The organism is Pseudomonas protegens (genome assembly GCF_003363755.1).
Taxonomy (GTDB): Bacteria; Pseudomonadota; Gammaproteobacteria; order Pseudomonadales; family Pseudomonadaceae; genus Aquipseudomonas; species Aquipseudomonas danubii.
Genome location: NZ_CP031396.1, coordinates 3815832 through 3841792, shown reverse-complemented (window position 1 = coordinate 3841792; position 25961 = coordinate 3815832). Strand labels below are relative to the sequence as shown.

The 25961-nt window shown below is 62.1% G+C and carries 22 protein-coding genes and 1 pseudogene; 10 read left to right on the top strand and 13 right to left on the bottom strand.

What is annotated here, in order from left to right; translation table 11 throughout:
• Positions 1-52 precede the first annotated feature (52 nt).
• Positions 53-892, top strand: coding sequence for a taurine dioxygenase (tauD, locus tag DWF74_RS17365; protein WP_102862650.1), 840 nt, complete (start codon positions 53-55; stop codon positions 890-892).
• A gap of 60 nt (positions 893-952) precedes the next feature.
• On the opposite strand, the gene lpdA is transcribed toward tauD, so the two are convergent.
• Genes lpdA through DWF74_RS17325 form a run of 8 tightly spaced genes read right to left on the bottom strand, consistent with a single transcriptional unit; the run spans position 953 to position 9661 of the window.
• The gene (gene lpdA / locus DWF74_RS17360; RefSeq protein ID WP_102862649.1) at positions 953-2407 is read right to left on the bottom strand and encodes a dihydrolipoyl dehydrogenase; all 1455 of its coding nucleotides are present in this window, start codon (positions 2405-2407) and stop codon (positions 953-955) included.
• The gene (locus DWF74_RS17355; RefSeq protein ID WP_205413455.1) at positions 2404-3330 is read right to left on the bottom strand and encodes an alpha/beta hydrolase; all 927 of its coding nucleotides are present in this window, start codon (positions 3328-3330) and stop codon (positions 2404-2406) included. The genes lpdA and DWF74_RS17355 overlap by 4 nt, the downstream gene beginning before the upstream one ends.
• A gap of 36 nt (positions 3331-3366) precedes the next feature.
• Positions 3367-3564 (bottom strand): rubredoxin, encoded by a 198-nt coding sequence (locus tag DWF74_RS17350; RefSeq protein WP_102862648.1) that lies wholly within the window; start codon positions 3562-3564, stop codon positions 3367-3369.
• A 37-nt stretch (positions 3565-3601) separates the two neighbouring features.
• Positions 3602-5581, bottom strand: a complete 1980-nt coding sequence (locus DWF74_RS17345) for an alpha/beta fold hydrolase (protein ID WP_102862647.1) — start codon at positions 5579-5581, stop codon at positions 3602-3604.
• A gap of 18 nt (positions 5582-5599) precedes the next feature.
• Complete coding sequence (locus DWF74_RS17340) at positions 5600-5920, bottom strand: acyl carrier protein (protein ID WP_102862646.1); 321 nt, start codon at positions 5918-5920, stop codon at positions 5600-5602.
• A 51-nt stretch (positions 5921-5971) separates the two neighbouring features.
• Positions 5972-6928 (bottom strand): acyl-CoA desaturase, encoded by a 957-nt coding sequence (locus tag DWF74_RS17335; protein ID WP_102862645.1) that lies wholly within the window; start codon positions 6926-6928, stop codon positions 5972-5974.
• A 31-nt stretch (positions 6929-6959) separates the two neighbouring features.
• Positions 6960-7868, bottom strand: a complete 909-nt coding sequence (locus DWF74_RS17330; protein ID WP_115581374.1) for an acyl-CoA desaturase — start codon at positions 7866-7868, stop codon at positions 6960-6962.
• Positions 7865-9661: a fatty acyl-AMP ligase gene (locus tag DWF74_RS17325; RefSeq protein ID WP_240321945.1), complete on the bottom strand. Its 1797-nt coding sequence runs from the start codon at positions 9659-9661 to the stop codon at positions 7865-7867. The genes DWF74_RS17330 and DWF74_RS17325 overlap by 4 nt, the downstream gene beginning before the upstream one ends.
• Before the next feature lie 367 nt (positions 9662-10028).
• Between DWF74_RS17325 and DWF74_RS17320 the strand changes: the two genes are divergently transcribed.
• A complete protein-coding gene (locus tag DWF74_RS17320) occupies positions 10029-11075 on the top strand; it encodes a GlxA family transcriptional regulator (protein ID WP_240321944.1) in 1047 nt (348 codons plus the stop codon).
• A gap of 19 nt (positions 11076-11094) precedes the next feature.
• Here the strand turns inward: DWF74_RS17320 and DWF74_RS17315 are convergent, their stop codons facing one another.
• Positions 11095-12690, bottom strand: a complete 1596-nt coding sequence (locus DWF74_RS17315; protein WP_115581372.1) for a DHA2 family efflux MFS transporter permease subunit — start codon at positions 12688-12690, stop codon at positions 11095-11097.
• Between the two features lie 77 nt (positions 12691-12767).
• Between DWF74_RS17315 and DWF74_RS17310 the strand changes: the two genes are divergently transcribed.
• The gene (locus DWF74_RS17310) at positions 12768-13967 is read left to right on the top strand and encodes an HlyD family secretion protein (protein WP_102862640.1); all 1200 of its coding nucleotides are present in this window, start codon (positions 12768-12770) and stop codon (positions 13965-13967) included.
• Between the two features lie 105 nt (positions 13968-14072).
• Here the strand turns inward: DWF74_RS17310 and mgrA are convergent, their stop codons facing one another.
• Complete coding sequence (mgrA, locus tag DWF74_RS17305; RefSeq protein WP_102862639.1) at positions 14073-15110, bottom strand: L-glyceraldehyde 3-phosphate reductase; 1038 nt, start codon at positions 15108-15110, stop codon at positions 14073-14075.
• A gap of 1117 nt (positions 15111-16227) precedes the next feature.
• Positions 16228-16326 (bottom strand): annotated as a pseudogene (locus DWF74_RS30690) (LysR family transcriptional regulator); the annotation flags it as partial.
• Between the two features lie 180 nt (positions 16327-16506).
• On the opposite strand from DWF74_RS30690, the gene DWF74_RS17290 reads away from it, so the two are divergent.
• Positions 16507-16764, top strand: a complete 258-nt coding sequence (locus DWF74_RS17290; protein WP_102862638.1) for a hypothetical protein — start codon at positions 16507-16509, stop codon at positions 16762-16764.
• Between the two features lie 9 nt (positions 16765-16773).
• On the opposite strand, the gene betT is transcribed toward DWF74_RS17290, so the two are convergent.
• The gene (betT, locus tag DWF74_RS17285) at positions 16774-18735 is read right to left on the bottom strand and encodes a choline transporter BetT (protein ID WP_162884165.1); all 1962 of its coding nucleotides are present in this window, start codon (positions 18733-18735) and stop codon (positions 16774-16776) included.
• 488 nt (positions 18736-19223) lie between these two features.
• Entirely contained in the window at positions 19224-20150 is a 927-nt protein-coding gene (gene epsC, locus DWF74_RS17280; RefSeq protein WP_115581371.1) for a serine O-acetyltransferase EpsC, read from the bottom strand.
• A gap of 189 nt (positions 20151-20339) precedes the next feature.
• Between epsC and DWF74_RS17275 the strand changes: the two genes are divergently transcribed.
• The 6 genes from DWF74_RS17275 to DWF74_RS17250 all read left to right on the top strand — a co-directional run bounded on the left by DWF74_RS17275 (position 20340) and on the right by DWF74_RS17250 (position 25930).
• On the top strand, positions 20340-21335 hold the full coding sequence (locus DWF74_RS17275; RefSeq protein WP_115581370.1) for a D-cysteine desulfhydrase: 996 nt from the start codon (positions 20340-20342) through the stop codon (positions 21333-21335).
• Between the two features lie 318 nt (positions 21336-21653).
• The gene (tcyJ, locus tag DWF74_RS17270) at positions 21654-22451 is read left to right on the top strand and encodes a cystine ABC transporter substrate-binding protein (RefSeq protein ID WP_102862634.1); all 798 of its coding nucleotides are present in this window, start codon (positions 21654-21656) and stop codon (positions 22449-22451) included.
• Complete coding sequence (gene tcyL / locus DWF74_RS17265; RefSeq protein WP_115581369.1) at positions 22451-23116, top strand: cystine ABC transporter permease; 666 nt, start codon at positions 22451-22453, stop codon at positions 23114-23116. The genes tcyJ and tcyL overlap by 1 nt, the downstream gene beginning before the upstream one ends.
• A gap of 4 nt (positions 23117-23120) precedes the next feature.
• Positions 23121-23873: an L-cystine ABC transporter ATP-binding protein TcyN gene (gene tcyN, locus DWF74_RS17260; protein ID WP_060837015.1), complete on the top strand. Its 753-nt coding sequence runs from the start codon at positions 23121-23123 to the stop codon at positions 23871-23873.
• Positions 23874-23928: 55 nt separating this feature from the next.
• Positions 23929-24315 (top strand): DUF2750 domain-containing protein, encoded by a 387-nt coding sequence (locus tag DWF74_RS17255; RefSeq protein WP_060842165.1) that lies wholly within the window; start codon positions 23929-23931, stop codon positions 24313-24315.
• Between the two features lie 373 nt (positions 24316-24688).
• Positions 24689-25930, top strand: a complete 1242-nt coding sequence (locus tag DWF74_RS17250; protein ID WP_102862632.1) for an SfnB family sulfur acquisition oxidoreductase — start codon at positions 24689-24691, stop codon at positions 25928-25930.
• Positions 25931-25961: the final 31 nt, after the last annotated feature.

The window sequence follows — 25961 nt, the reverse complement described above, 5'->3', positions numbered from 1 at the left end:
ATAAACCGAATCCGACCACGCCGAGCGTTCGGCGCCGTACAAGAGAACCACCATGAGCCTGACCATCACCCCTTTAAGCTCCGCCCTCGGCGCCCAGATCAGTGGCGTCGATATCAGCCAGCCGCTCAGCGTCGAACAGCGCGACGCCATTGAGCAGGCGCTGCTCAAGCATCAGGTACTGTTCTTCCGCGACCAGCCAATCACCCCACAGCAACAGGCGCGCTTCGCCGCCCACTTCGGTGACCTGCACATTCACCCGATCTACCCCAATGTGCCGGAACAGCCGGAAATACTGATCCTCGACACCGCTGAAACCGACGTGCGCGACAACGCCATCTGGCACACCGACGTGACCTTCCTGCCAACCCCGGCCCTGGGCGCGGTGCTCAGCGCCAAGCTGCTGCCGCCGTTCGGCGGCGACACGTTGTGGGCCAGCGGCATCGCCGCCTACGAGGCGCTGTCCGAGCCCATGAAGAACCTGCTGCAGGGCCTGACCGCCACCCACGAGTTCATCAAGTCCTTCCCTCTGGAACGCTTCGGCAACACCCCCGAAGACCTGGCGCGCTGGGAGGAAGCCCGGCGCAAGAACCCGCCGCTGTCGCACCCGGTGATCCGTACCCATCCGGTGAGCGGGCGCCAGTCGCTGTTCGTCAACGACGGCTTCACCACCAAGATCAACGAACTGTCCGAGAGCGAAAGCGCGGCCATCCTCAAGCTGCTGTTTGCCCACGCCACCCGCCCGGAGTTCACCATCCGCTGGCGCTGGCAGGAAAACGACGTGGCGTTCTGGGACAACCGTGTGACCCAGCACTACGCCGTGGACGACTACCGTCCACAGCGCCGGGTGATGCAGCGCGCGACCATTCTTGGGGATGTGCCGTTCTTTCGCTGAAAGGCGGGGAGATGCAGCAGGCCCCGGCCCCGCTGGATGAGCGAAGCCGGGGACCGCGGGCTATTTGACGCTGGAGGGAGCTTTCTTCTTGCGATTGCCGATATGAATCGCCTGGCCATTCACCGACAAGGCGGCTTCATGCAGGGCTTCGGACAGGGTCGGGTGGGAGAACACCATCATTCCCAGGTCTTCGGCGCTGGTGCCGAACTCCATGCCGATCGCGCCTTCCTGGACCAGTTCCGCAGCGCCCGGGCCGATCACATGCACCCCAAGTACCCGGTCGGTGCTGGCATCGGCAATGACCTTGACCAACCCGGCGGTGTCGTTGGCTGCCATGGCGCGGCTGCTGGCGGAGAACGGGAAGGTGCCGATGTTCAGCTCGATGCCCTGGGCCTTGAGGGCCTGCTCGGTTTGGCCAACCCAGGCGATTTCCGGGTGGGTGTAGATCACTGACGGGATCAGCTCGTAATTGAGCGGATGGTGATGCCCGGCAAGGCTCTCGGCCACCATCACCCCCTCCTCCGACGCCTTGTGCGCCAGCATCGGGCCACGCACCACGTCGCCAATGGCGAACACTCCAGGCACGCTGGTCAGGCACTGGCCATCGACATGAATAAAGCCACGCTCGTCCAACTGCACCCCGCTGTCGGCGGCCAGCAGATCGGTGGTCAGGGGCCGGCGCCCCACGGCGACGATCAGGCGGTCGAAGGTCTGCTGCTTGTCCTCGCCGCCCTCGCTGAGGCTGACCTTGACGCTGTCGCCTTGCACTTCGGACGCCGTCACCCGGGCCCCCAGGCGGATATCCAGGCCTTGCTTGCCAAAGATCTTCTGCGCCTCCTTGGCGATCTGCACGTCCACTGCCGGCAGGAAGCTGTCGAGGGCTTCGAGCACCGTCACTTCGGCGCCCAGGCGGGCCCAGACCGAGCCCAGTTCCAGGCCGATGACGCCAGCGCCGATCACCCCGAGGCGTTTGGGCACGCGGGTGAATTCCAGGGCTCCGGTGGAGTCTACGATCACCTTGTCCGTCAGCGGCGCTGCGGCGATATCGATGGGCCGTGAGCCGGGGGCGAGGATGATGCTGGGGGCGCTGATGCGCTGGGTGCTGCCGTCGGCCGCGGTGACTTCCACTTCCTTGTTGGCCAGCAACTTGCCGTGACCTTCCAGCAGGGCCACGCCATTGGCCTTGAACAGCGAGGCGATGCCGCCGTTGAAATTGCGCACCACGTTGTCCTTGCGCGCCAGCATGGCCGGCACATCCATCTGCGGATTGCGGATGCCAATGCCGTGCACTTCAAAACCGTTGCGCGCCTCGTAATAGTGATGAGAGCTGTCCAGCAATGCCTTGGAAGGAATACAGCCCACATTGAGGCAGGTGCCACCCAGGGCGGTCTTGCCGTCCTTGCCCTTGTAGCGCTCGATACAGACCGTCTTCAGTCCCAGCTGTGCCGCCCGGATCGCCGCGACATAGCCACCAGGACCCGCGCCGATCACGATCACATCGTATTGTTCACTCATAGATTGCCGTCCTTTGCACAGACAAACTCGACCACAGCCCCCATGGTCGCCCTGTCCTTGAGAATTTTCAGGTGGCCAAGCCCGCGGGTTTGCAGGACTTGCCGGTGACGCAAGCCTTCAGCGAAGGATTGCAGGTCATCTGCCGGGACTTCCTGATCCTGCTGGTCATGCACCAGCAGCACCGGGATATCCACCTGGTGGCCATAACGACTGACCGCCAGGCTGCGCATGTCCTTCTGATAGCGTTGCTCAACCAGAAGTTGCATGCGTTGTCTGACGTCATCGTTGATCCACAGAAATGCCGCAAAACGCCGAACGACGTTTTCGATGTCGGCCGGCGCAGCCACCAGCACCGCCCGCTCGAAGCCCTTGCCGACCGGGGTGCTCAAGGCATACCCGGCGGCAGCCCCGCCCAGGGAGTGCCCGATCACCGTGTCGAACGGCCCCAGCTGTTGCTGCACCTGATCCAGCATGCTGACGAAGGTCGGCAGCGACGCTTGCCGACCGCCGCTGCCGCCATGGCCGATGCAGTCGAAGGACAGCACTTCACAGCCCTCCTCCAGCAACAGTGGAATCAGGTACTGCCACTGGGTACTGGCGCCACTCCAGCCATGCACCAGCACCACCCGGCGCCGGACCTGCTGCGGGGTCCAGCAAAAACAACGCAGCCGCCCTTCCTCGGTTTTCAGGTCCTGCACCGTGGCGCTGGGCAGCGTCAGCGGAAAATGCTGGCGCAGCCGTTGTGGCGTGGTGAACAGCTTCAAAGCGCGCGTCGCAGCACGCCGAGGAAGCAGCCGCGACTCCATCCAGAAGCTGCAACGCAGCAGCCCCAGAACCCCGTTGTAAATGCCCTTGAAGAGCATTTTCTTGAAGCTGCTACGCCGGCCCTTGGCGGGTGCCGACGCTTGCTCTTGGGTCGCCATCTTGCTTCCTCATCGACTACAGGGTTCAGCGCTGGATTACAGCTTCACCATGTTGAAATCCAACTTGCTCACGCCGCATTCCGGACAGGTCCAGTCTTCGGCAATGTCATCCCAGGCAGTGCCCGGAGGCACCCCCGAATCGGGATCGCCCAGCCGTTGATCGTAGATCCAGCCGCAGATCAGGCACATCCACAGGCCGGACTCGGTCACGGCGCTTTCAGCATAGGTCGTCATGGGTGGTTAACCATCGTCAAAAGGTTGTGCGTTGTGCTCATGCGCTGGCCTGAGCCACTTCGGCCACCTTGATGTTCTGTACAAGGAACTGGGCCACCTGCTCCAGCACCGCGGCATCGGAGAGAATGCGCACATGGCCGAGCCCGGACACTGGCTCCAGCTTCGCCCAAGGCATCAGCGTGGTGATCTGCTGCGCTTCGCAGAACGGCACGATCGGGTCGTTGAGGTCGTGCAGCACCAGGGTCGGCAACTGCAGGCCGTTGCCCAGGGCCGGGATGTCCCAGTGCTGGACCGGCACGCCGTTGCGCTTCCACAGCTCACGGTGCATGGCCTGGACCACCGCCGGCTTGAGCTTGAGGTAACCGTTGGCCCAGCGCTGGATCACCACCGGCAGGTTGGCCGGCGAGCCCAGCAGGCACAGGGCCTTGATCCGATGGGTCTCGGCCAGTTCCGCCAGGGCCCCGGTGGCGGCGATACCGCCCAGGGAGTGGGCGACGATTCCCACCACGTCACCCAGGGCGACGATGGCTGCTTTCACCGCGTCCTTGAACTCGGTCATGGTGCTCAGGGAGCCCGGCGAGATGCCGTGGGCCGGTGCATCGAAGGTCGCGACCTTGAAGCCTTGGCGCTGCAGGACGCGAGTGAAGGAGTACAGGCTGCGACTGTCTGCGCCCCAGCCATGGACCAGGAGGATGGTCTGGTCGCCCGTGCCCCATTGATAGCCGTGGGGAACGCCGGCGATGCCCTTGATATGGAAACGCTGGGCGCCCAGGGGGCTCATTTCCTTGTCAGGTTGCTTGATGTACTCCCGGGTGTAGCCGAACAGATCCGTGGCCTTGGCACCGGCGCTGTCCACCGAGAGCGACCCCAGAATGCCCATGTAGCTGCGCAGCAGCTGCTGCTTCAGGGTTAGAGGACTGTTGGCCGCCTTGGCGCCCGGCGTGCTCTGCCCCTCGGCGGCCTGGGCCGGCCGGTCAAAGGACTCATAGAAGCCATTGACCGGGTCGTACAGGTGACAGTTGCGCGCCACGTGCCAGACATCCTGCACGGTCATGGGTTTTTCCCTGACCATCCCTGGGAAGGCGCTCTTCAACGCTGCCTGGGCTTCGGGCAGGTTGTAGTGGGGAATGATCGGCGCCACGTGGTGCGCGGTGTGCACCGAAATGTAGTGGGTCAGGAACAGCAGCCACTTGGGGTACATGTAGTCAGTGGTCAGCAGCAGTCGGCTGCTGTTGAAGCTCCAGTGCTCCTTGGTCAGGAACGGAGTCTCATCGCTGATGTGGTGCATCATGGTGGTCAGGCTGAACCAGGCATGGGTCGCCAGCCACGGGGCAACGAAGTACAGGAACAGCCCGGTGAAGCCGGTGAAGTACACCAGGGTCGGCAGGTAGATCAGCGCAGCCACCACCATGAACAGGATCGAACGACGCACTTCGTTGCGCGCTTCGAGCTTGTGGAACATGGACGGACGGAAGCCCGAGTGGCGCTGGTAGTTGACCGTGCCCAGCCAGAACAGCCAGGTGCGGGTACTGCTGTAGACCAGCTTGTCCCACCAGGGCATGGCGTCGTATTGCACGCGCAGTACCGGGCGCCAGTCGACGTCCATTTCCAGGTTGTTGGTGTTGGCGTGGTGCATGTTGTGCATGTGGCGCCAGCCGTGGAACGGGTAGAGCAACGGCAGCAAGGCGATATGCCCGAGAATGTGGTTGAAGCTGCGATTGCGCGAGAACGAGTTGTGCCCGCAATCGTGTGCCACACAGAACAGGCCCCAGCCGCCCAGGCCGGCCACCAGCCATAGCGGCAGGTAGAACATCCAGTGCACGTGGGCGACCGCCACTATCGCACCGATGTAGAGCATGTAGCTGACGACGAAGCTGAGCATTCCGCGCCAGACCCGTGGCTGATACAGGTGCTTGGGGATTGCGTCCGTCAGACGCAGGCCTTCGATCTCCTGTGAGCGTCGGAGCAGGTCATTGAATTTATCGTTTTTTTGCGAAGGCATCTGTGCAATGGCCATGGCCAAACTCCTGCGAAGTCAAACTTCGGATGTGGTCAGTTCATTGGCCAGGTATTTGGACAAGTCATCGATGCTGGAGTATTCGAACAGCAAGGCCGGGGACAGGCGCTGTTCCATGAACTTCTCCAGGTCGCCCGCCACTTTCACCGCCACCAGCGAGTCAAGGCCGTAGGACTCGAAGCTGCGGGCGGTATCGACCTGGGACGGGTCGATCTTCAGCAGCGTGCCCATCTTCTGCACCAGCCAATGCTTGATGCTCTCTTCGTTGAGTTCGACCGCCGCCTGTTTTTTCTCCGAGAAGCTCAGAGTGCTCAGCAAATTGGAAATGAAGTTGGACATAGGATCTTCCTTGATGAGTAGGGTGGTTTACAGATCAGACGATCCCGTTGTTCAGGATGCGGCCTGACGCTTACGGACTTTGTCGATCATTGCCTGGGACGGTGAACGCAGGTCTGAGACCAGTCTCAGCTTGCCCATTAACGCCAGTGTCCAGCCCGACAAGTCGGGCTCCCACCAATGCACGCCATGCCGGTACCAGGCAGGGAATGCGTGGTGATTGTTTTGCAGCCCCTCGCCAAAGGTGAGGAACGCGACAATCCAGTTGTTGGTGCTCTGGTCGTGGGTCACGAACGGCCGGGCGCCATAGCGGTGGCAGATGGAGCCCACGCACCAGGCCGCCTGGTTGGCCACGAAGATCCGTGCCAGGCCGCCGAAGATCAGGCCGCTCCAGGCACCGGACCAGCTCTGGGTGACCAGGCCGCCGATGATCCCCGGCAACACCACGCCCAGGGCGACCCAGAACAGGTAGGTCTGGTTGTAGAAGAACAGCCGACGGTCACGCAGGATGTCGGGGGCAAAGAAGTTCCAGCTCGACATGTCCGGCGCCAGCATCCACGGCATGTGCGCATGCCACAGGCCCTTGGCGCGCTCCAGGCGGCTCTGGCCCATGAGGTTGGGCGAATGCGGATCACCGTGCTGGTCGCTGTAGGTGTGATGCCGGCGATGGGTGGTGACCCAGAACAGGATCGGCCCCTGGGCCGCCATGGAGCCGGCGATCAGCATCAGGCTGCTCATCAGACGCGAGGTCTTGAACGCGCGATGGGCCAGGTAGCGGTGATAGCCCATGGAGACGCCGAACATCTGGATCGCGTAGAACACCCCGAAGAGGATGAAGTCCAGGGCGTGCACCTGACCGGTGACCCACAAACGGATCGCCTCGAAGGCACCGAACAGGGGCACCAGCATCACCGCCAGCGCAATGCGTGCCTTGGTTCTGGCGGCTGCCGGACTCAGCTGCGCGACCCCGCTGATCTCTGGAGTCGCAGTGGTTGTGAGGATCTCGTCCATGAATAGCTTCCTGTGAGGTAAGGACCGGCAATCAGCTTTCTGTAGGTTCTGCAGCAACCGGCGCACCAGGACGCTTCACGTCCCAAGCCAGGCCGCACAAGGCCAGCAACTCGATGAACCAGCCACCGATATCCAGCTGCCAGGGCTTGAGCCCGGCGTGGGCCAGCGCCGGAAAGGCGTGGTGGTTGTTGTGCCAGCCGCCACCGACCGTTGGAATCGCCAGCCAGAACACGTTGCGGCTGGTGTCCCGGGTCGGGTGGTCACGGCCACCGACCCGATGGGCGAAGGAGTTGATGCACCAGGTGGCGTGGTCCACCAGGAAGATCCGCACAAAGCCACCCCACAGCAGGCCACTCAGGGCGCCTTCCCAGCTTCGGGCAATCAACCCGCACACCAGGGTCGGAAGCAGCAGGCCGAGGATGATCCACAGGTAGTAGCGCTGGTTGATCTGCATGATCAGCCGGTCGCGAATCAGGTCGGGAACGAACTGGCTCCAATTCTGCTTTCTCAGGCTGAACAGCCAGCCCAGGTGGGCGTGCCACCAGCCTTGGATATTGCCGACAAAGCCTTCCTTGAGCGGACGCGGCGAGTGCGGGTCGCCTTCCTTGTCGGTGAAGGCGTGATGCTGGCGGTGGGTGGCCGCCCAGAACAGGATCGGGCCCTGGGCTGCCATCGAACCGGCGATACCGAAAAACACAGTGATCACCGGGCCGGCCTTGAACGCATGGTGGGAAAAGAAGCGGTGCATCCCCACTTCCACCCCCAGGGCGGTCAGCAGGTACATGCTGGCCAGTGCACCAAACTCCAGCCAGCCAATGCCCTGCTGCCAGGCCAGGACCAGTGCGACCAGGGTGCCCACCGCCGGCACACCGACGGTCAGCCAGGCCAGTTGACGCTCGCGATGACCGGTACGGTCGATATGAGGATTCATGGCCGTCATGACAGAGCATCCGTAGGGGTTTTAAGAGGTTGTGCCGAGGCCGCTGCGGCCGAACGTCCGGCGCCGTAGCGCGCCAGGCTGTCGTTGAGCAGGGCCTGCCGGGTGGCCTGGCGCTGGACCTTGCCGCTGGTGGTCAGCGGGATGCCGCCCATGGGCGCCAGATGAATACGCGCCGGGGACACGCCAAACTGGCTGACCAGGGTGCTGGTGATCAGCTGGCGCAGTTGTTCCTGCTGGGCTTCGTCGAGTTTTTCGCTGCGCTTGATCTCGACCACGATCGCCAACTGCTCCTGCTGGCCGTTATCCACGCCCACCGCCACGCAACCATTGCTGCGGATGCGCGGGTCCGCACTCTCGACCGCCAGTTCCAGGTCCTGGGGATACAGGTTGCGACCGGCAATGATGATCAGATCCTTGAGGCGGCCGGTGACGAACAGCTCATCCCGATACAAGGCCCCCAGATCGCCGGTGCGCATGAAATGTCCGTCGACGCCCGGCAACTGGGCGCGGAACACTTGCTCGCTCAGCGCCTCCTTGCCCCAGTAACCGGCACCCACGTTGTCGCCCTGGACCCAGATCTCGCCGATCTGGCCGTCGGCGACCGGCAGCAGGCTGACGGGATCGACAATCGCCAGGCGCAAGCCCGGGGCCACCCGCCCGCTGCTGACCAATGGCAAGGCGAACCCATCTTCGGCGTCGACAATGGCCAAGGTTCCAATGGCGAGCTGGTCCCGATCCACCTGGGTGTTGAATGCCGGTTGGTCATGGGGTTTGCCCGAGACCAGCACCGTCGCCTCGGCCAGTCCATAGCAGGGGCCCAGGGCCACAGGGTTGAAGCCGGCGGCGGCGAAGCGCTCGGAGAAGCGCGCCAGGGTGCTTTGCCGGACCGGTTCGGCCCCACAGTAGATGGCCTTGAGCTTGCTCAGGTCGAGGGCTGCCAGCTCGTCATCGGTGATGTTTTCAACACACAGATCAAAGGCGAAGTTCGGCGCGATGGTGACGTCGGCGCCATACCTGGACACCGCATCCAGCCAGCGCAATGGCCGCTGGACAAAATGCCCGGGGCTGATGAGCACGGTCGGAAAGGCGTCGTAGATCGGCTGCAATATGCCGCCCATCAGGCCCATGTCGTGATAGGGCGGCAGCCAGCTGCAACCGACGCGGTCCTTGTCCTTGCCCATCCACTGGCTGGCGCTGCGGCAATTGCTGTAGAGGTTGGCGTGGGTCAGCATCACGCCCTTGGGCGCGGAGGTAGAACCTGAGGTGTATTGCAGCAGGGCCAATTGACCAGGGGTCACAGCCTGCGCCTGCCAAGGTGCATTCTCCGTGGCCAGCTCTTGCGGATCGACCCATTGCGGCGCGGGTACATCATCCTGCAACAAGGCGTTGACCCGTTCCTGGGAGCGCATGAAACGCGAGCTGGTCAGCACGATTTGCGGATGGGCGTCGGCGCAGATCAACGCCAGGCGCTCCAGGCCTCGGGTCCCCACCGGCGGGAAAGCGGGAATCGCCACCGCACCGGCCAGGAACAGACCGAACAGGGAAACGATGTAGTCGATACCGGTCTCGAACAGCATCAGCACCCGTTTTCCCCGGGGCTCGAAAATCTGCAGCGCCGCGGCCAATCGTTGACTACGCTGCCACAGTTCGGCGTAGCTGATGGCCGCCGCCTCTTGCTCGCCATCGAGCAAGTGGATAAAGGCGGTTGCATCAGGTTGAAGCCAGGCGCGATAAGCCAGTACTTCCGTAACCGAACTTAAACATTCGATTCCCAGGGTGCCGGCCAGCGACAAATCATCAACTGCTAAATGCGCTGAGAAGGTCTGATTAACATCATTTAGATAATCACGAGGCACGGCGTAGTTCATTCAAAATCCTTTTTAAATGGAGAGCCATATATTGACCTAATGGTCGTTTATTATTTTCAGCACTAAGGAACCGAACAAACACCCCTAACAAGGGGAGCTCTTACTAGGCAGTAGACAAGATGTCATTTTATTGACAGGGCGAAGCATTCACTTAATGAATGCCTATTTTCTTATATGTCCCACTGGGAATAGCGTGGGCAGAGAAAGTTAGATTTGGACGCGTTGAGAAGTCTGCCACCAGCTTGTATATTTTGCTAATGCACAAATGGACACTTACAGGGAGAAAATGGACATGGATGTGCTCACGTTGATCGCGCTGGAAGGAGCCATGGGGTCAAGTGTGGCGATCACCTTGGATGTGCTGCGTACTGCCAACCAGATCGCCGAAGTCATGGGACGCCCCACCATTACCTGGAAAATCATCGGCAGCAGTGAATCCGTACGAATGCGCAATGGCATGCGCCTGGATGCACTGCCACTGGACAGCGCCCAGACCATTGAGGGCAGCATGCTGGTCATCCCGGGGCTGGGGCTGGAAAACACCCAGGAGCTGGATTTCTTTGGCTGTCGCCGGGAAAAGAGGCAGCCGGGCCTCAGTCAGTCCACCGAGCTCATTGCCCGGCTCGGGCACAACGACATCCGCAAGCTGAGCAAGCTGGTGCAAGAACACCACCTGCGCGGACGACAGACTGCGGCGTCCTGCTCGGCGGTTTTCGTCCTGGGGGAGGCAGGGATTCTCGAGGGCCGCACCGTCACCACCCACTGGCAACTGTACGAGACCTTCAAGCAGCGTTATCCCGAGGCGATACTCGACACAAAGCGCATGCTTATTCATGACGGAAATATGATTACTGCTGGCGCAGGCATGTCGCAAATGGATCTGATGCTTTATGTACTGCGCAATAAGATGGGTAATCAAATTGCCGAGCTGACCATGCGCTATCTGCTGATAGATGGTCGGCCTGCGCAATATCACTACATGGCCCTATCCAACTTAAAAACAGAAAATCGCGAAGTGCTGATGCTGGAAAAGTTTATCGAGGACTGCCTGCCCAACGTTCCTCCATTGAGCACCATTGCCGAGCACTTGCGCATCACCGAGAAGACCTTATCGCGCAGAATCCGTAGCGCCACGGGTAAGCCGCCCATGGCCTTCATTCAGAAAGTTCGCCTGCAACATGTTCAAAGCTTATTGGAAACTACCAACATGAGCATTGAAGAAGTTGCCTTCAAAGTAGGCTATTCCGACGCGACGGCACTACGTCGATTGATGTGGAAAAACATGGGCTGCACGCCGAGCCAGTTGCGCAAGGCCAGGTCCGGCCCGCCGATCATCTGATCAGCGCGCGCTGGAGCCATCACTTGTCATCCTCGGCCGTGCCTGGCGCAGCCGGGGGAACCTTGCACAGCGGCACCAGCAGCAGCGCCACCACGAACATCATCGCCATCAGGCGGAATACATCGCCAAACGCCAGGGTCAAGGCTTCACGCCCCACCAATCTGCCGAGAATGCCCTGGGCCATGAGGAATGCGTGGCTGGAGTCAGGCGTATCGGCGGCGATCTTCAGGGCCAACTGCCCCATCAGTTCCTGGGCCGCAACAGCCTTGGCACCCAAAGACTCCGACAGACGCAGCCCCTGGGTTCGGGCGTCGTCCTGCAGCCAGGTGTTGACCGTTGCAATGCCAATGGCGCCCCCCAGGTTGCGCATCAGGTTGAACAGGCCGGAGGCCTGACGCAATTCCACGCCCTGGAATGAACTCAAGGCCATGTTCACACTGGGAACGATGCAGAGCATCAGGAACAGGCCGCGGGCAACTTGAGGAACCAGCAGCTCATCGAATCCCCAGTTGGACGTGACCCGGGAGGTCAGCCACAAGCTCAGCGCCAGGCCCAGAAAGCCCACCGAAATGATCAAGCGTCGATCAACCTTCTCCGAAGCCCGGGCGGCAATGATCGTACTCACCAGTTGCCCGATTCCCACGACGAAAACGGTGGTGCCGATTTCCAGGCTGTCGAAACCCCGCACTCGTCCGAGAAACACCGGGACCAGATAAGTCGAGGAATACAGGCCAAAGCCAATCACCAGGTTCAGCAGGCAGGCGATGGAAAAGGTCCGATCGCGAAAGGGCACCAACGACACAATCGGGTTATTCGAATACAGCGAACGCTCGATAAACAAACCAAAGGAGACAATGGAAACCCAGGCGGCAATGACAATCCCGCTATCGCTGAACCAGTCCTTGCGCGGCCCCTCTTCCAGCACGTACTCGAAGCAGCCCAGTGCCAGGGCCATGGCCACGAAGTGCAGCCAGTCGATCCGCCGCAACATCGACAGATCGGGGCGATCCACATCGATCAGCAGCGCCGCACCAATGCAGATCAACAGCCCCGGCAGCACGTTGATAAAGAAGATCCAGCGCCAGTCCAGGTAGAAGGTCACCAGCCCGCCCACCGTGGGGCCCAGCGTCGGCGCCAGCACCGCTGTCATGCCGAGGATGGCCGGGACCATCGCCCGCTGCTTGCCCTCAAATAGCACGAAACCCACGGCAAACACCGTAGGCACCATGGCCCCGCCGGCGAAGCCTTGCAGGGCCCGCAATACAATCATCGACTCAATGTTCCAGGCCATCCCGCAGCCAATGCTGAACAAGGTAAAAAATGCCGCACTGACGGAGAACAGCCAGCGGGTGGAAATCGCCTGGGCGAGGAATGCCGAGAAGGGAATCATGATCAGTTCGGCGATCAGATAGGCGGTCTGCACCCAGCTCACTTCATCAGGGCCGGCACTGAGTCCAGCCTGCACATCGTTCAGGGATGCCGCCACGATCTGGATATCGATCAACGCCATGAACATGCCAAAGGCCATGATGGTGAAGACCAGAAACTTGCGTCGGGTGGACTGTTGACCAGGCTGGACGCCCGCGTCAGGGAGGTCGGATACGCTTGTCGTCACGGTAGGTACTTCCCTGTAGTATTGCGACCGCCATATGAATATTATGATCGTAATTCAAAACAGCATGGAGCTTCAACATGGAGCAGAGCACCCAGACTCAGAACGCCATCCTGCAAGCCACGCAAGAGACGGAAAAGCCGCGCAAGCGCTCCAAACGGCCTCTGATCGCTGGTGCCATTGCCATGACCTTGGTGGCGGTCGGAGTGGCCTGGGTGCTGATGGCGCCTTCAACTGAAGCCACCGACGACGCCTACATCGCCGCCGATGCCACCTCCGTCGCACCACGGGTTCATGGCCTGGTGACCGAAGTCCTGGTCAAGGACCACCAGACTGTGACGGCCGGACAGCCCCTGGTGCGCATCAACAGCGAAGAGTTCGATAGCCGAGTCGCCCTGGCCGAAGGCGATCTCGCCGACAATCAAGCCCAGGTCGCCCTGGCTGAAGCAGCCCTGACGATCCAGGATGCCGAACAGCGCCTGGCCAACGCTCGGGTGCTGGCGGCGCGCACCTCAATCCGCACCAACCAGGCCGAGTCCAAGCGCGCAGGGGCGGAACGTAACCGTTTCGACACCCTGGTCACTACCGGTGCTGTGGCGCGCAACGAAGTCGAGAAATACAGCACTCAGGCGATCTCGGCAGAACAAGGTCTCGCCTATGCCCAAGCCATGCTGCAAGTGGCGGAAAACGACCTTGCTGTCACTTCAGCCCAACGCGAACGCTTGCAGGCGCAGCTGCAAATGGCCAAGGCCAAGGTGGTGACGGCGAAAGCCCGACTGGAGCTGGCGCAACAGGACCTGCGACACACCACTATCTATGCGCCGATGGATGGCACCGTGGGCAATCGGCAGATTCAAGTGGGGGACTATGTGCAACCGGGCTCACGCCTGCTGACCCTGGTGCCGCTGCATGACCTTTATGTATTGGCCAACTTCAAGGAAACCCAGACTCAGCACATGTACCCAGGCCAATCCACCCGTATCAAGATCGATGCCTTGCCGGGCGTGAGTATCGCCGGCACCGTGGAAAGCCTGGCACCGGGTTCAGGTTCGACCTTCGCCCTGCTGCCCTTTGAACCGGGAACCGGCAACTTCACCAAGATCGTGCAGCGGGTGCCGGTGCGCATCCGCTTCAACGCCGACCAACCGGGCCTCGAGCGTCTGCGGCCGGGTCTGTCGGTGACCGCCAAAGTCGATCTGGGAGACTCTCAGGAACGCGCAGTGGCCAGCACCCAGACCTCGCTGAAAGTCAGCACCAACACACCCGCCCCGGCGCACTGACAGGTCCGGCAGCAGCTTCACCCTGCGCCCCACTCCAGACGCCCAGACAGCCCCCGACAGATAACTCTGTTGGGGGCTGTTTGCTCAATGCAGATCCTGAAGGACCTACTCTGCCGTCGATGGCCTTTCCCACAGGTTGATCCGCCCCTCTTTGGCGAAATGATCGATTTCCGCCAGCTCCTCCACGGTAAAACTCAAGTTCTGCAACGCCCCGACATTCTCGATGATCTGCTCCGGCCGGCTCGCGCCAATCAGCGCCGACGTCACCCGCGGGTCGCGCAGGGTCCACGCCAGGGCCAACTGCGCCAGGCTCTGGCCGCGATTCCTGGCGATCTCGTTGAGGGCCCGCACATGGGCGATATTGGCCTCGGACAAATGAGCGGCCTGCAACGAACCACCGCCCGGACGATTGACTCGCGCATCCTCGGGAATGCCATTGAGGTACTTGTCGGTTAGCAGCCCCTGGGCCAGCGGCGTAAAGGCGATGACCCCGACCCCAAGCTCGTCGGTGGTATCCAGCAAGTCCTTCTCCACCCAGCGGTTGAGCATGTTGTAGGCCGGCTGATGGATCAGCAACGGCACCTTCCACTCCTTGAGCAGCGCGGCGATTTCCCGGGTTTTCACCCCGGAGTAGGAAGAAATGCCGATGTACAGCGCCTTGCCCTGCTGCACCGCGCTGGCCAGGGCGCTGGCGGTTTCCTCCAGCGGGGTATCCGGGTCGAAACGATGGGAATAAAAGATATCCACATAGTCCAGGCCCAGGCGCTGCAGGCTCTGGTCCAGGCTGGCCAGCACATACTTGCGCGAGCCTCCGCCCTGGCCGTAAGGCCCTGGCCACATGTCCCAACCGGCCTTGCTGGAGATGATCAACTCATCGCGATAGGCCTTGAAGTCTTCCCGCAGTAGCCGGCCGAAATTGATCTCGGCACTGCCATAGGGCGGGCCATAGTTATTGGCCAGGTCGAAGTGATTGATGCCCAGGTCGAAAGCCGTGCGCAGCAAGGCGCGCTGGGTATCGATGGGCGTGCTGTCGCCAAAGTTGTGCCAAAGCCCCAGGGACAGCGCCGGCAGCACCAGGCCACTGCGTCCGACACGGCGATAGGGAATGGAGTCGTAGCGATTTTCGGCAGCTAGATAAGTCATCGAATCCTCTTTGGGTTGGGGTCAATCTGGAAGGGTTAACCTCGGCACACACATCGCCGGCCTAACTCACCGGCACACCACCGTGGGTACGGCCCTTCATACTCTGCTCTGAACAATCCGCGCCACTGCAGTTCCGGATTCTCCTGCGCCGCAAAATCCTGCAACCCTGCCGGACGATGCGATACCCACTGCCGGAAGGACTCAAATTTTCCCGGGCACGACGCTGCGGTCAGCCATGAAAACGAACGTGCCAAATATGATTTTCATGGATTACATACTAAATTCGTACTACCCGAGACACCCTTTCAGGCCGGCGTAAAAGTCCTGGGCGCAGGCCAGGGAGGACCGCACAGTGAACACCACCTCAGCGGTTTGCACCGCCAGATCGCGCCCGCTCTCGAAGACCCGGACTGGACAATCACGGGATAACCCTGGGATGGCCGCGCCACATTCAACGGCCCTCTGATTGGGAAGATTGCCGCGAAACTGTCCAGTAAATGCGGTAAATTCGGGTTATCGTACTGACCACTCATCCTATCCCGGACACAGGCATCGCCCTGCCATTTGCCCCAAAGCCCGGTCACTGACTGATAGAACTTCCGTGCCCGACGATGAGGTTCGACATGTTGCTCACGACCGAAATTCGCGCTTCGACGGCATTGTCGGAATTCACCCGACCCACCCCTTCCGCCGCCTGAAAGAAGGACCTTTATGCCTCTCTACGTACTACGTAGCACGGTACGTTATAGTTCTTAGCATTAGTGGCAATACGCCCCGTTCGCTCGATCACGGCCGCCAAGGCCCAGCGCACAACCAAGGGTTCGAAGAAGGTGGAGCGGGCCATGCGCTCGGCAATGGAGTCTGTGGCGCTTGCCAGGCTGTCGGCGACAAACAGCGCATCGAAGCGACGGGGCTCCGGCGATCTGCGCCAATTCTTTATAGACCGCAAAATCCAGTCTTGCCTGGGCCGGCACATCTGCATGACGCCAGGCAGCAAGGTGCTGATCGACAGCCATAAGACAGGTCACGAGCTTGTTATGGCGGGGGGAACTGAGCACGGATGACTCCATGCTCATGCTGAAAAAGGGACAACCCCAAAGCCCGCCTTAGGAGCCGGTCGATGCGCTCCGAGCTCGTCCAGGCTGCGCGGCTCACCGTGATGCGCCAAATAGCTCGGGCTGGCGCAGGTCACCTGCTGCAAATTCGCCACCCTTCGGGGCAATCAGCGAGGGCGGCCGCAGCTTCCTGGCAAGCCCGGCGGCGGCCTGGGTCAACGGACAGATTCTGCAGGCCAATGGCGGGCGGGTTTGACGCCTATGCTCGAAACACAAGCCCGTAAATCCATTCACCGGCAAGCGGTACGCCGCCTGGCCGCTCCTGCAAGGAGATGCCCATCATGCACACCACCATCATCATCACCTTCGGCCTGATCCTGCTGGCGCTGGTGCTGTTTATCGGCGAACGACTGGGCTTTGCCCGACAGACATTGAGCTATGGATTTACTGGGCTGTGGCTGGCGTTGACGGTGATCAACGGCGCGGTGGGGATGGTCACCGCCCATCAGCCCCTGAGATCGGAACTGATGGTCGGCAGCCTGGTGTTTGCCGTGCCAGTGCTGGCCCTGGTGCTCTACCTGCTGTTCACCAGGGCCTGAGCGCCTGGCTCAGCGCACCAGATGCAGGAACTGCATGTGGCGTTCGTACTGGTCGAGGATGTCGTTGATGATCTGTTCCTTGCTGTAGCCCATCAGATCGTAATCCTGACTGCCCTCGGCCAGGTGCACCTCGGCCCGGTAGTAGCGGCGGTTGCGCAGCTCTTTGGGGCCCATACCGCCACGGGCGAAGGACGGGGTGAAGTAGCCGCGCATCTGCACCTGGTAGATGAACGGGTGCTGGTCGCCATGACCGATTTCCAGGCTCACGCTGTCGTTGGCCGGGTCGGGCTGGGTCACCACGTTCAGGCCCTTCTCGGCGAACACCGCGGTCACCTCTTCGATGGCCGGGCGCACCGTCTGGTCAAGGAAGCGATACACCTCATCCCGGGACGGGAAGTGCACCGCCTGGCTCAGGCGCTGGCGCCAGCCGCCTTTGCCGCGCCGCGAAGGCGCCACCGGGGCCAGGGAATGCAGCTGGGCGATGCGCCGCTGCGACTCCAGGTAGAACGCCTTGTGCAGCCCCCACATCATCAACAGCAGAATCAGCGAGAACGGCAGCGAGGTCAGCACCACCGCCGACTTCAGCGAGTCGATGCTGCCAGCGAACAGCAACGCGCTGGTGACCAGCGCGGTCATCGCGCCCCAGAACACCCGCAGCCATTTCGGCCCGTCTTCATCGGCGTTGCCGCCCCGGGCCGACAGGGTCGAGAGCACCACGGTGCCGGAGTCCGCCGAGGTGACGAAGAACACGAAGCTGATGAACACCGTGACCGCGATCACGGTCTTGCTCCAGGGGTAGGTTTCCAGCAGCAGGTAGAGGGTCATCGACGGATTCTCGATGGCCGACAGGCCCAGGGCGCTCATGCCGTGGTTGAGCACCTGGTCGATGGCGCTGTTACCGAAAATCGACATCCACGCCAGGGTGAAGCCCAGGGGAATCAGCAGCACGCCGAAGACGAATTCGCGAATGGTCCGGCCCCGGGAAATCCGTGCGATGAACAGCCCCACGAAGGGCGACCAGGCAATCCACCAGGCCCAGTAGAACACCGTCCAGCCGCCCAGCCAGTCGCTGGGTTTGTTATAGGCGTAGACGTCGAAACTCTTGACCGGCAAGGCACCCAGGTAATCCCCCAGGTTCTGGATCAGGGTGTTGAGCAGGTGCTGGGTCGGACCGGCGAACAGCACGAACAGCAGCAGCGCCACCGCCAGCAGCATGTTGATGTCGGACATCACCCGCACGCCCTTGTCGACTCCGGACACCGCAACAATGATCGCCGCGCCCATCATCAGGGTGATCAGGCCAACCTGAATCCACTGGGTGTGAGCGATGCCGAACAGGTAGTCGAGGCCGGAGTTCAGGTGCAGCACACCAAAGCCCATGTCGGCACCCAGGCCGAACACCGTGGCGATGATGCCGAAACCGTCCACCGCGTAGCCGATGGGGCCGTTGATGCGCTTGCCAATCAGCGGATACAGCGCCGAACGCAGGGCCAGCGGCAGGTTATGCCGGTAGGCGAAGTAGGCCAGGGCCATGCCGACGAAGGCGAACACCCCCCAGCCGTGCAGGCCCCAGTGCAGAAACAGTAACTGCATGCCCTGGCGCGCCGCCTCGGCGGTGCCGGCCTCGCCCTGGGGCGGTTGCAGCATGTGGGTCAGGGGTTCGGAAACGCAGAAGAAGAACAGGGTGATGCTGATCCCGGCGGCGAACAGCATGCCGGCCCAGGACAGGTAACTGAACTCGGGTTCGTCGTGGTCGGCACCGAGCTTGATCTTGCCGTAGCCGGACAAGGCGGTGACCACCACGAAGACCAGGTACAGGGTCATCGCCAGCATGTAGTACCAGCCGACCGTGTTGGCCGCCCAGTTTTGCGCCGCCAGGAGCCAGGCGCCGGCCTGTTCGGGCATGGAAATCACCACCACGCCGAAGATCAGGATAAAGCTCGCGGCGAAGTAGAACACCGGAGGGTTCATGCGAATCAGAGTATTCGCGGAGCTGGATGGCGCACTCATGACGGGTGCACCTCGAAGGGATGAAACATGGCTGAAATGTACGGACTCAGCAAAGGCAAGCCTCCTGTTGTGAGCGGGCAGCGAACCACCGATTTAACTTGAACGAGCGTTCAAGTTAAACATGGATAGGCGGTCGAGGACTAATCTCAGGGCTCAGCGGTACTGTTCAGTACGCTAGCTCAGGGAAGGGTATGACGGATGGCGAACGGAATCGTTCAGCAGAAAAAACGCCGCAGGCTGTGTGTGGCGGTTGATCGTCAAGCAAGGTCCTGTGGACCTTTTCGCAGCCTCGCAGGCTCGGCAGCGGCTACAAGAGGCCAGTGCGGCGGGAGGCATGGGCGCCTCTGTAGCCGCTGCCGCAGGCTGCGAACGAGCCGCAGGCTCGCCGGCGATCTCACCACCGCCGAGGCCCCTGCGGTGCCTGCGGCAGCGGCTACAGAAGGCCAGTCCTACTTTTGCGAGCCGTCGTCGTGCTGCAGGTTGGCCTGGGTCAGGTTGCAACCGGCCGGCACGCTGCGGGTCAGCCAGACGTTGCCGCCAATGGTCGAACCCTTGCCGATGGTGATGCGCCCGAGAATGGTCGCGCCGGCATAGATCACCACGTCGTCCTCGACGATCGGGTGGCGCGGGTGGCCCTTCTGCAACTGACCGTCTTCGTCCGCCGGGAAGCGCTTGGCCCCCAGGGTCACCGCCTGGTAGATGCGCACCCGCTCGCCGATGATCGCGGTCTCGCCGATCACCACACCCGTGCCGTGATCGATGAAGAAGCTGCGGCCGATCTGCGCTCCGGGGTGAATGTCGATGCCGGTGGCCGAGTGGGCGATTTCCGAACTGATCCGCGCCAGCAGCGGCAGACCGGCGCGATACAGATGGTGCGCCAGGCGGTGGTGGATCACCGCCAGGATGCCGGGGTAGCACAGCAGCACTTCATCCACGCTGCGGGCCGCCGGATCACCGTGGTAGGCCGCGAGCACGTCGGTGTCCAGCAACACCCGCAGGCCGGGCAGGGCCAGGGCGAAGTCCTGGATCAGGCGAATCGCCCGGGCGTTGACTTCGGCATCCGCCTCGCCGTTCTGCCGGGCCACATAACGCAGCTCCAAGCGCGCCTGGGCCAGCAAGGCATTGAGCGCCGCGTCCAGGGTGTGGCCAACGTAAAAGTCTTCACTCTCTTCGCGCAAATCCACAGGCCCCAGGCGCATGGGGAACAGCGCACCGCACAGGGCTTCAAGGATCTCTGCCATGGCCGCTCGCGACGGCAGTTCGCGCCCGCCCTGCTCACCACTGACCCGACCGTTGCGGCTACGCCACTGATCACGGGCATCACGCAGTTGGCCAACGATGGTCTGCAATTGCCAATGGCTGGAACGCTCGCTCACGATAAGACTCCTTACTCGGGCGGCCGGACAATCGGGCCGCGCAAACGGCGATCACTTTACGCCCCACCAGGGCGAGGTTTAAGAACTAATTGTTCGGTTCACAGCACTTTTTCGCATAAGCGATTGACGGTTGCCCGGGCAAATATCGCTGCCTATAGTCCTTGCACCTTCCCTGTTCCGTGCGGACTCATGATCAAACAACAGCTTGCCCGCTTTAATCGTCTGGACCTGCTCGGGTCTACCACCGCCCTGGAAAAACTCGAACGCCTGTCGACCTGGATCGGGCGCGATATCTACGTCAAACGCGACGACACCACGCCTCTGGCCATGGGCGGCAACAAGCTGCGCAAGCTCGAATACTTGGCCGCCGACGCCCTGGCCCAGGGCGCCGACACCCTGATCACCGCCGGGGCCATCCAGTCCAACCACGTGCGCCAGACCGCGGCCCTGGCCGCCAAGCTGGGGCTGGGTTGCGTGGCCCTGCTGGAAAACCCCATCGGCACCGAAGACCCCAGCTACCTGGGCAACGGCAACCGCCTGCTGCTGGACCTGTTCGACGCCAAGGTCGAGTTGGTGGAGAACCTCGACCAGGCCGATGAACAGTTGCACGCCCTCGCCGCGCGCCTGCGCAGCAACGGCAAGAACCCCTACCTGGTGCCCATCGGCGGCTCCAATGCCCTGGGTGCCCTGGGTTACGTGCGGGCCGGCCTGGAGCTGGCGCAACAGATCGAAGACAGCGGCCTGGAATTCGCCGCGGTGGTGCTGGCCTCCGGCAGCGCCGGCACCCACAGCGGCCTGGCCCTGGCCTTGAGCGAAGTGCTGCCACAGTTGCCAGTGATCGGCGTGACCGTCTCGCGCAGCGACGAGGATCAGCGGCCCAAGGTCCAGGGCCTGGCCGAACGCACTGCCGAACTGCTGGGGGTGAACCTGCCGGCGGCGTTCAACGTGCAACTGTGGGACGAATACTTCGCCCCTCGCTACGGCGAACCCAATGCCGGCACCCTGGCCGCGGTCAAGTTGCTGGCCAGCCAGGAAGGCCTGTTACTCGACCCGGTGTACACCGGCAAAGCCATGGCCGGCCTGCTGGACGGCGTCGGTCGCCAGCGTTTCAACGATGGCCCGATCATCTTCCTGCACACCGGTGGCGCCCCGGCCCTGTTCGCCTACCCCGGCGCCTTCGCGTAGGAAGTGAAGTCTTGTCTAGGAGCCGGCTTGCCGGCGAAGAGGCCCGCAAGCCTTGCGCCGACCTCGACGACGCCTTCGCTGGCAAGCCAGCTCCTACGAGGAAGGGGATTGCTCGTGGACAACCAAACCAAAAAGAATAACAAGATGAATTTATATTATTTTTAAACCTATAAAAGTCACCTTATAGTCGCGCCGCAGGCCGATTTGCCCAAAGACGCATACGCTGCATTAAGGCAGGATAAGGCGTCACTCTCGGCTCACCGATTGGCCTGCATCTCCCACCCGCATCGTGCATAAGAAAACTCACAGGGGCTTGTCATGAATTTTTCCGTACTGCGTCGCAATCTGCTGATCGGCACACTGGGCCTGGCACTCGGTGCCGGACTGATGGGGCAAGCGGTTGCCGGTGAGCAACTGCAGAAAATCAAGGATGCGGGCGTGATCAACGTCGGCCTGGAAGGCACGTATCCACCGTTCAGCTTCGTCGACGAAAACGGCAAGCTGGCCGGCTTCGAAGTGGAATTCTCCGAAGCCCTGGCGAACAAGCTCGGGGTCAAGGTCAAGCTGCAGCCAACCAAGTGGGACGGCATCCTCGCGGCCCTGGAATCCAAGCGCCTGGACGCGGTGATCAACCAGGTGACCATCTCTGAAGAGCGCAAGAAAAAATACGATTTCTCCACCCCCTACACCGTCTCCGGGATCCAGGCCCTGACCCAGAAAAAGGATGAAGGCAAGTTCAAGACCGCTGCCGACCTGGGTGGCCACAAGGTCGGCGTGGGCCTGGGCACCAACTACGAGCAATGGCTCAAGGACAACGTCCCCAACGCCATCATCAAGACCTACGACGATGACCCGACCAAGTACCAGGACCTGCGCGTAGGCCGTATCGACGCCATCCTGGTGGACCGCCTGGCGGCCTTCGAGCTGATCAAGAAAACCAAGGACACCCTGGTGGTTTCCGGCGAACCCTTCTCCCGCCAGGAAGCCGGTGTGGCCCTGCGCAAGGGCGAACCCGAACTGCTGGCCGCGGTGAACAAGGCGATCGAGGAACTGCGGGCCGACGGCACGCTGAAAAAGCTCTCGGAAAAATACTTCAACGCTGACGTCACCCAATAATGGAAGCAGGTCTGCAACTGGCGCTGGATTCAGCGCCATTTCTCCTCAAGGGCGCGTATTACACGGTCATCCTCAGCCTCGGCGGCATGTTCTTCGGGCTGCTGCTGGGCTTTGGCCTGGCCTTGATGCGACTGTCGCGCTTCAAGCTGGTGAGCTGGATTGCCCGGGTCTACGTGTCGTTCTTTCGCGGCACGCCGCTGTTGGTGCAGCTGTTCGTGATCTATTACGGCCTGCCGCAACTGGGGCTGGAACTGGACCCGTTGCCCGCCGCGCTGATCGGCTTCTCCCTGAACATGGCGGCCTACGCCTGTGAAATCCTCCGGGCCGCCATCGGCTCCATCGAACGCGGTCAATGGGAAGCCGCCGCCAGCATCGGCATGACCCGGGCCCAGACCCTGCGCCGGGCGATCCTGCCGCAAGCCATGCGCACCGCCTTGCCGCCGCTGGGCAACAGTTTCATCTCTCTGGTCAAGGACACCGCCCTGGCCGCCACCATCCAGGTGCCGGAACTGTTCCGCCAGGCGCAACTGATCACCGCCCGCACCTTCGAAATTTTCACCATGTATCTTGCCGCCGCGCTGATCTACTGGGTTCTGGCCAGCGTGCTCGCGCACCTGCAGAACCGTCTGGAACAGCGGGTCAATCGGCACGACCAGGAGTCTTGAAACCATGATCGTGGTGGAAAAACTGACCAAGCAGTTCAAGGGCCAGACGGTGCTCGATGGCATCGACCTGCAGGTCAAGGAAGGCGAAGTGATTGCCATCATCGGCCCCAGTGGCTCGGGCAAGACCACCTTCCTGCGCTGCCTGAACTTTCTTGAAGAACCGACCAGCGGACGCATCCGCATCGGCGACATCGCCATCGACAGCAACATCCCCCTGAACCAGCAACAAAGCCGGATCCGCCAGTTGCGCCAGCAAGTGGGTTTCGTGTTCCAGAACTTCAACCTGTTCCCCCACCGCACCGCCCTGGAGAACGTCATCGAAGGCCCGCTGGTGGTGAAGAAGACCCCACGGGAACAGGCTGTTGCCCTGGGTCGTGCGCTGCTGGCCAAGGTCGGCCTGGCGGGCAAGGAAGACAGCTACCCCAGGCGCCTGTCCGGTGGCCAGCAGCAACGGGTGGCGATCGCCCGGGCCCTGGCCATGGAACCGCGGGTGATCCTGTTCGACGAACCGACTTCGGCCCTGGACCCGGAACTGGTGGGCGAAGTCCTGGCCACCATCCGCAGCCTGGCCGAAGAGAAACGCACCATGATCATCGTCACCCACGAAATGGGCTTCGCCCGGGACGTGGCCAACCGGGTGATCTTCTTCGACAAGGGGGTGATCGTCGAACAGGGCGAAGCCAAGGCGCTGTTCGCCAACCCCCAGCACGAGCGCACCCGCCAGTTCCTCAGCAAGTTTCTCCACCCCGGCACATGAAGCTTGAAACTCCCCTAGCCGGCTGCCCGCTCCCCTTCCAGGCCATGGAGGCCTGATGCTGGCGCCGCAGAAAATCCATAACCTGCTCCGGCTCTCGCCCCAGGCGCGGTGTGACTACCTGATTCGCAAGGTGGCGGATTTCCAGGTCATCTGGGGGCTGTTCGCTGACGGCTGGGCCACCGCCGGCTCCGCTCAGGCCAGCGCCATCGCCATCGCCTTCTGGCCAGAGGCGGAGTTCGCCGCCTGGTGCGCCCACGGCCCATGGCACGGCTTTGAACCCAAGCCCATTGAGCTGGGCCATTTCCTCTCCCACTGGCTGCCTGGCATGCAGCGCGACGCCAGGCTCTGCCTGGTGTTTGCGGATGCGGACGGACAAGGCCTGTTGCTGCCCCCCGAGTCACTGCTGCAATCGCTCACCCACGAGCTGGATCAGTACCAGTAACGCCTGCGGCGGCGCCTGAACGCTCAGCGCCGATCGCCTCACTTCGCGTGCTTGCATCCCCCTGCCCGTGTTCTTTTGCACCGACGAAAAATGCTCGCCGGCGTCTGCCGCACACCGCGCCAGCCCGCAGCCACTGGGCCGCAACCGGCCATCCTGCCGTATACGTAAAGCCCTTCTATTCATATTCCTAAAAGTTAGTTTATTTAATTTTTATACGCGCTTAGGGTATATGCACCGGACCACCGGACATTCTTGATTCTGATTTCGCCGCATGACGCGGCCTATCCAAAAGATGTGAGGTAGGTATGGTCCGGAACACAATCACCCCAGTGCAGATCGCCAGGGCATTGCGTGCAGCCAAGGAGTGGCGCTGATGTCCAGTCTGGTTGAAGCACAGGTCCAGAGCGATCTGGATATTGCCCCCCTTTTGTTGCCCGCACGGGTTCTGCGCAACGACGCCGAAGCCCTGCAAGCCGCCCATGAACTGGCCGACGCGGCCCGCCAGCAGGCCGCCCAACGCGACCGCCAGCGCAAGCTGCCCTGGGCGCAGATCGAACAATTCACCCGCAGCGGCCTGGGCAGTATTTCCATCCCCCGCGCCTACGGCGGGCCACAGGTGTCCTTCGTCACCCTGGCCGAAGTCTTCGCGATTATTTCCGCGGCCGATCCGGCCCTGGGGCAGATCCCGCAGAACCAGTTCGGCATCCTCGGCCTGATTCTCGGCTGCGGCAGCGAGCGGCAGAAGAAACAACTGCTGCAGAGCGTCCTGGAAGGCTGGCGCATCGGCAATGCCGGCCCGGAGCGCGGCACCAAGAACACCCTGGAACTCAAGGCGCGGATCACCAAAGACGCCGACGGCCATGTGATCAATGGCCAGAAGTTCTACTCCACCGGCGCCCTGTTCGCCCACTGGGTAGCGGTCAAGGCACTCAACGAGGAAGGCCGCCAGGTGCTGGCCTTCGTCCGCCGTGGCACCCCAGGCTTGCGCATCGTCGACGACTGGTCGGGCTTCGGCCAACGCACCACTGCCAGCGGCACCATCCTGCTCAACGATGTGCGGGTCGAGTCCGAGCTGGTGCTGGACAACTGGCGGATCAACGAGTCGCCGAATATCCAGGGCGCGGTGTCGCAACTGATCCAGGCCGCCATCGATGCCGGCATCGCCCGGGAAGCCGTGGCCGACGCTATCCGCTTCGTGCGTGAACGGGCCCGCCCGTGGATCGACGCCAACGTCGAGCGCGCCAGCGACGACCTGTATGTGATCGCCGAGATCGGCAAGCTGCAGATCGAACTCCACGCCGCCGAGGCCCTGCTGCGCAAGGCCGGGCAAGTGCTGGATCAGGTCAGCGCGGCACCGATCACCGCCGAGTCCGCCGCCCGCGCCTCCATCGCCGTGGCCGAAGCCAAGGTACTGACCACCGAGATCTCGCTGCTGGCCAGCGAAAAGCTTTTCGAGCTGGCCGGCAGCCGCGCCACCCTCGCCGAATTCAACCTCGACCGCCACTGGCGCAATGCCCGGGTGCACACCCTGCACGACCCGGTGCGCTGGAAGTACCACGCCGTCGGCGCCTACCACCTGAACGGCACGCTGCCGGCCCGGCATTCCTGGATTTAACCGCCCAGAACGCTTTTGACCAGATCTCTGG